The organism is Pontibacter sp. HJ8 (assembly GCF_054824225.1).
Genome location: NZ_JSYF01000261.1, coordinates 1 through 5,945, shown reverse-complemented (window position 1 = coordinate 5,945; position 5,945 = coordinate 1). Strand labels below are relative to the sequence as shown.

The following is a 5,945-nucleotide window of genomic DNA, read 5'->3' as shown; positions in this document are numbered from 1 at the left end:
TTGTCAAAAAGAAAACTCAAAACACCAAGCATCACTTCTTTCGCATAGCCCTTTTTCTGTTCAAGGTGGGAAATAGTAATACCAATTTCTGCAATTCTTGGATCATAGGAATCGAGTTTGATGGCACAATCGCCAACAAGTTGGCGTGTCTCCCTATTTTCAATGCCATATTGTACCCATTCTCCAGCTTTCCCAAAATGCTTTGTAGAATTGTCCTGAATAAACTCCTGAGCTTGCTCAATTGTCATTACATCGAAACCTTGGTATTTTGTAATGTCAGGGTTTGAGCGATATAGATGAAAGTCAGAAAGGTCTGCTAAATCGATGTGCCGAATTGTAAGCCGTTCGGTTTGAATATTTAATTTTTCCATTATCTGGATTTCTGTAGGTGATGATTTGTTGGTTCGTTTTTAAAATGGCTGCTAACGGTTAGTACAGGCTGCGAACAAGGCGTAGCCAAGTATGAAGCCTGTGCCTTGTTGGCAGAAGGGTTTCTTATTCTTCTTCTGTAATTGTCAAAGAGTTGAACTCTCCATTCCAAGTTTTATCATCATTAGAAACAATTTCTAAAAACTCTAAAACTCCTTCTTCACTTAAATTTAATTCGAAAGAAATTGGGAAATCAAGTGTGTCAATGTAGATGCTTTTACTTACACCTAAATAAGTTTTTTCTTTTGAAATATTATTCTCCTGCCGCTTCTGTCCCTTATGAGAGAAGTGAACATACACACCTACACCAGTAAATTCACGAGAGCTGACTTTCAAATCCAGCATTTGCTCCTTCAAAAATGGGTATGTTTCTCTATGAGACTTTTCAATCTCAGACAGAATTGCATGTTCAAGAGAATTTAATTTTTCATCCATTTATGAGATTGCTTCTTAAATCAGCTTACTGCCAACTACCGGCTAAACGGAATAAACATACGCTTTTTTGTCACTTTTAACAGATAACCGTAACTGGACTAGCGAATATACTATATAACAAGAAGGTAATATAGCATTTATTGGCTATAAAACTGCCACAAATCACGTGACCTGGCTTCCTTAACAAACGCTGTATAATTCCCCCATTTTTACGAACTTTGCAGAAGAGGCAACTCTTAACTTTAAAACCCTAACTCACTCCGTGTCCACTCTCTACAAAAACTACCTGCTGCAGTCGGAGCCGAACAAGTTCAGCCTGGATACCCTGCAGGCAGGCGAGATGATCGTGAACATGGGCCCCCAGCATCCAAGCACACACGGCGTACTACGCCTGGAGGTCGTGACCGATGGAGAGATCATTACGGACGTTTCCCCGCACGTGGGCTACCTGCACCGCTGCTTCGAGAAGCACGCCGAAAGTATGGCCTACAACCAGACCATCCCCTACGTAGACCGCATGGATTACCTGGCGGCCATGAACTCCGAGCATGTGTGGTGTATGGGCGTAGAGAAGCTGTTGGGCATCACCAACCAGATACCCAAACGGGTGGAGTACATCCGGGTGCTGGTAGCAGAGCTAAACCGCATTGCATCGCACTTTCTGGCCATAGGTACCTACGCCATCGACATCGGAGCTTTTACGCCTTTTCTGTGGCTGCTCCGCGACCGGGAACACATCCAGCGCCTGCTGGAGTGGACCAGCGGTGCGCGCATGCTCTACAACTACATCTGGGTGGGAGGTCTGTATTACGACCTGCCTATCGGCTTTGAGGAGCGTTGCCGGGAGTTTATTACCTACCTGCAGCCGAAGCTGGACGAACTGGACACGATTCTCCTGACAAACAAGATCTTTATCGACCGTACAGCCAACGTAGGCATTCTGCCGATGGATGTGGCCATTAACTATGGCTGCTCCGGCCCTATGCTGCGCGGCTCCGGGCTGCGGCACGACCTGCGCCGGGTAGATGGCTACAGCGTATACCCTGAGCTGGAGTTTGCTGTTCCGATCGGAGAAGGCACCATGGGCAGCACCGGCGATTGCTGGGACCGCAACTATGTGCGCGCGCTGGAGTGCCGTGAGTCAGTGAAGATCATCAGCCAGTGCCTGGACAAGCTGCTCGGTGAGCACAAGCGCACCCCGGACTTTGACCCGCAGGCGGCCTGCCCCAAGAAAATGCGTATGACCGGCACGCAGGAGCTCTACTTCCGGGCCGAAACCCCACGCGGCGAGCTGGGTTATTTCTTCCGGACCACCGACCGCAGCGATGTGCCTTTCCGCTGCCATGGCCGCTCCCCCTGCTTCTCCAATCTGTCGGTGCTGCACGAGATCTCCAAAGGCTGTATGGTAGCTGACCTGATCGCTATTGTAGGCTCTGTCGATATCGTTTTGGGCGAACTGGACAGGTAAGCAACAGCAAAAACTAGTGCAGCAAGGGCACGATTTTTTGTAAGTAAGGGTTTTACTAAGAAATCTTTCATCTAACAGCCTCCTTAAGTCTTGAAACTATCGAAATTCCTGACAGTCCACCTGCTGTGGCTGAGTGTACTGGTAAACCCCGTTCTGGCACAGGTGCAGGAGCAGCACATTTTGCAGCCTGCCTTCTCTGACACCACTGCTATACCTGCTACTTCTCAACTTATACCTGCCCGTGCGCCGGCTTTTGAGCTGCGCGATACGATCCGGTCACTTACTGCCTTACCTGCCGATACCGTTCTCCCGGGTCAGAAAAAGCCTTTTACAGAGGCGCAGCTACGCGAAGGCAGCAACAAGCGTTTTCTGAAGCGGGCTGTTATACCTGCCGCCGCTCTGATCGGAGCAGGTATCTATACCATACAGGGCAATGGTCTTTACAGCAGCCACGACGCCCGTGATTTCAGGCAGAAGAATATTCCCAACTTCAGTACGAAAGTAGACGACTATATTTTCTTTCTGCCGATAGCCTACATGTATGGCTTCAATGCCTTCTCGTCACAGAACCGGCACGATATAGGAAGACAGACAGCCCTTTTGCTGGCCTCCGGAGCCCTTACCTCTGCGATCGTATGGCCTGCCAAGAAGTTCACCAACATCGACCGCCCCAATGGCGAAAACTATGCTTTCCCGTCGGGCCATACAGCTTACGCTTTCACCATCGCGACCATCGTAGATAAAGAATTCCGGCACAAGAGCCCCTGGATAAGTGTGGGCAGCTATACCATAGCCAGTGCCACCGGTGTCATGCGCATGATGAACAATGCGCACTGGATGGCCGATGTGCTGGCCGGAGCCGGCGTAGGTATCCTGTCTGTGAACACGGTATACTGGCTGCATGACAAGCTATTCCAAAACAAAGGCCTCAACACCATGGTGGTGCCTGTGGTACTGCCAACGGGGCAACCAGGTATGGGCCTCTCGGTCACGTTCTAACTGTTTGATGTTTTGTAAGATATAAGTTGGCGCCTTTCCGGTTACAGGAAGGGCGCCAATTCTTTTTTATATCTTTACCAGATGTTCCCATACCGCCTTCTGCTGCTGTTATACTTCTGCCTGCATGCCGCCATTGTCTCGGCACAGGTATATGCTGTGCAGGGCACGGTGCGCGATGCCAATACCCGGGAGAAGTTGCCCTTTGTGAGTATTGTGGTGAACGGAGGAGAGGCGGGCACTACCACCAACCTGGAAGGCCAGTACCAGCTCCGGCACAGTCGCCCGATCACCAGCCTGCGCTTCAGCTATGTGGGCTATGCCCCACAGACTTTTGCCCCTGATTCGGTTTCCTTGCTCAACGTAGCCTTATACCCTGCGCCGGCTCAGCTGCAGGAGGTGGTGATCCAATCCAGTATAAATCCGGCACACCGCATCATCCGGCTGGCTAACCAGAACCGGGAGCGCCACCGCACCGAAAATATCCCGGCCTATACCTACCGCACCTACAACAAATTTATACTCACCGCTACCGATGCCCAACAGCTGGACTTGAGCGATACGCTCAGCCTCTCGCCGCAGGACTCTGCCTACCTGCGCATGCGCAACCTGCTAGCCAAACAGCACCTCTTCCTGATGGAAAGCATCACGGAGTATGCCCACCTGAGCCCGGGCTTTTCCAAAGAAACGATACTTGCCACCCGTGTGTCGGGGCTGCAGCAGCCGAGCTTTGGTGTGGTAGCTGCCGAAGCACGTGAGTTTTCGGTGTATGATGACATGCCGGTTTTCTTTGGCAAGCGCTACCTCAGTCCGCTGAGCAATGGCAGTACCAGGAGGTATACCTTTGTGCTCCAGGAAACCTCAGTCGTTGGCCGGGATACCGTTTTCATCATCTCCTATGCGCCGCAGCCCGGCAAAAACTTTGACGGGCTCAAGGGCCTGCTCTACATCAACAGCGACGGCTGGGCCGTGCAGAACGTGATCGCCGAGTCTCCGGCAGACGAGAAACGGGGGCTCAAGCTGCAACAGCAGTTTGTAAAAGTGGACAACCGCCAGTGGTTTCCCTCTGAGCTGGATGTGGAGATCACGGTGCAGCAGATCTACATGCGGGGTCATCAGCCGTACGGGCATATCCGCACCTACATCACCCACGTGAACCTGAACCCCAAGCTGCGCAAAAGCGACTTTGGTATCATTGCCCTGGAACAGAAACCGGATGCCAACCGCCAGCCCGAAATCCTATGGGAGCAGTACCGCGCTGACACGCTCACCGCTATGGAGCAGCGGACGTATACCCAACTGGATAGTGTAGGCAAAGTGCAAAAGCTGGACCGGACCATCCGCACCATGGAGTACCTCATCTCGAAACAGGTACCCGTTGGCCCGATCAGCCTCGACCTGAACCGCCTGCTGCGTGTGAGCCGCTTTGAAGGGGTACGACTGGGCGTAGGTGCCCATACCAATGCACTGCTTTCGGAACGGTTTACAATCGGTGGCTACTGGGGCTATGGCCTGCGGGATGAGGAACACAAGTATGGCGCTGATGCCGCGCTCGTACTGTACAAGCCTTCGGAGCTCAGCCTTTCCGCGGCCTATTCGGAGGATGTACAGGAGCCGGGAGGCCGTCGGATGCCCTTCAAACAACAGAGCCTGCTGAAGGAGCTACGCCCCGCCCTGCTGCCCCACCTGAATTACGTTACTCACAGCAGCATTGCCCTCTCTGGCCGCATGCTCCGTTATGTGCAGGTTCAGACAGGGATCCGCCACGAGCAGCACCGGCCTACCTTGCCACGCTCTACCCCCGAGCTACAGCTTCCGGAATACAACATCTCTGAAGGAACAGTAGGTATGCGCTTTGCTTATGGCGAGCAGTACATGCAGCTCTTCAACCAGACCATGCCTATGGCCACTCCTTACCCGGTGCTGTGGCTGCAGTATACCCAGGGCCTCGATGGCCTGAACAGTGATGGCTATACCTACAACAAGCTTGATCTGCGGGCAGAAGGAACATTCCGGCAGCGCAGCCTGGGCGAAACCACTATCACGCTGGCGGGAGGTTTTGTAGAGGGCGACGCTCCTTTCGTAAGCCTTTACAATAGCTACGGCAGCTACAGTTCCTCTTACAATGTGTATGCGGGAGAAGGATTTGAGACAATGCGTCCTTATGAGTTTTTCTCCGACCGCTATACCGCCCTGTTCCTGCGGCAGGACCTGGGCAAACGCCTGCTTCGCACCAAATTCTTCCAGCCCAACCTGGTGCTCCTCCACAACATGGGCATCGGCGACCTCAAACAGGCTATACCTGATCTGCTCCCATTGCAGTACGACAACATGCGCAAAGGCTTCTTTGAGTCCGGGCTGTTGCTCAACAACCTCATCAGCTCTGCCTTCTCAGGTATAGGTGTTGGTGTTTTCTACCGCTACGGCCCCTATGCTTTGCCACGGGAGAAAGATAACCTGAAGTTTAAGCTGACGGCGACGCTGGCGTTTTAGGGAAGAGTTTTGATTTAGGTGAATACATATTGTCTTCTGCTGGCGTAGCAAGCACCTTTCCATTGCTCTTATACCTACTGCTTCGTCTCAGCTTTGGAGCGCTCTAAGCCGCGGGGCATCGTCC

General features: G+C 52.2%; 5 protein-coding genes. 3 read left to right on the top strand and 2 right to left on the bottom strand.

The window, feature by feature from the left end; translation table 11 throughout:
• A partial coding sequence (locus OB13_RS12175; protein WP_461490442.1) for a GNAT family N-acetyltransferase occupies nucleotides 1-371 on the bottom strand: 371 nt, incomplete at its 3' end.
• A gap of 124 nt (nucleotides 372-495) precedes the next feature.
• Nucleotides 496-864, bottom strand: coding sequence for a hypothetical protein (locus OB13_RS12170; RefSeq protein WP_461490441.1), 369 nt, complete (start codon nucleotides 862-864; stop codon nucleotides 496-498).
• Nucleotides 865-1,126: 262 nt separating this feature from the next.
• On the opposite strand from OB13_RS12170, the gene OB13_RS12165 reads away from it, so the two are divergent.
• The 3 genes from OB13_RS12165 to OB13_RS12155 all read left to right on the top strand — a co-directional run bounded on the left by OB13_RS12165 (nucleotide 1,127) and on the right by OB13_RS12155 (nucleotide 5,821).
• Nucleotides 1,127-2,332 (top strand): NADH-quinone oxidoreductase subunit D, encoded by a 1,206-nt coding sequence (locus OB13_RS12165; protein ID WP_461490440.1) that lies wholly within the window; start codon nucleotides 1,127-1,129, stop codon nucleotides 2,330-2,332.
• A 90-nt stretch (nucleotides 2,333-2,422) separates the two neighbouring features.
• Entirely contained in the window at nucleotides 2,423-3,331 is a 909-nt protein-coding gene (locus tag OB13_RS12160; protein WP_461490439.1) for a phosphatase PAP2 family protein, read from the top strand.
• Nucleotides 3,332-3,412: 81 nt separating this feature from the next.
• Complete coding sequence (locus tag OB13_RS12155; protein WP_461490438.1) at nucleotides 3,413-5,821, top strand: DUF5686 and carboxypeptidase-like regulatory domain-containing protein; 2,409 nt, start codon at nucleotides 3,413-3,415, stop codon at nucleotides 5,819-5,821.
• Nucleotides 5,822-5,945 lie beyond the last annotated feature (124 nt).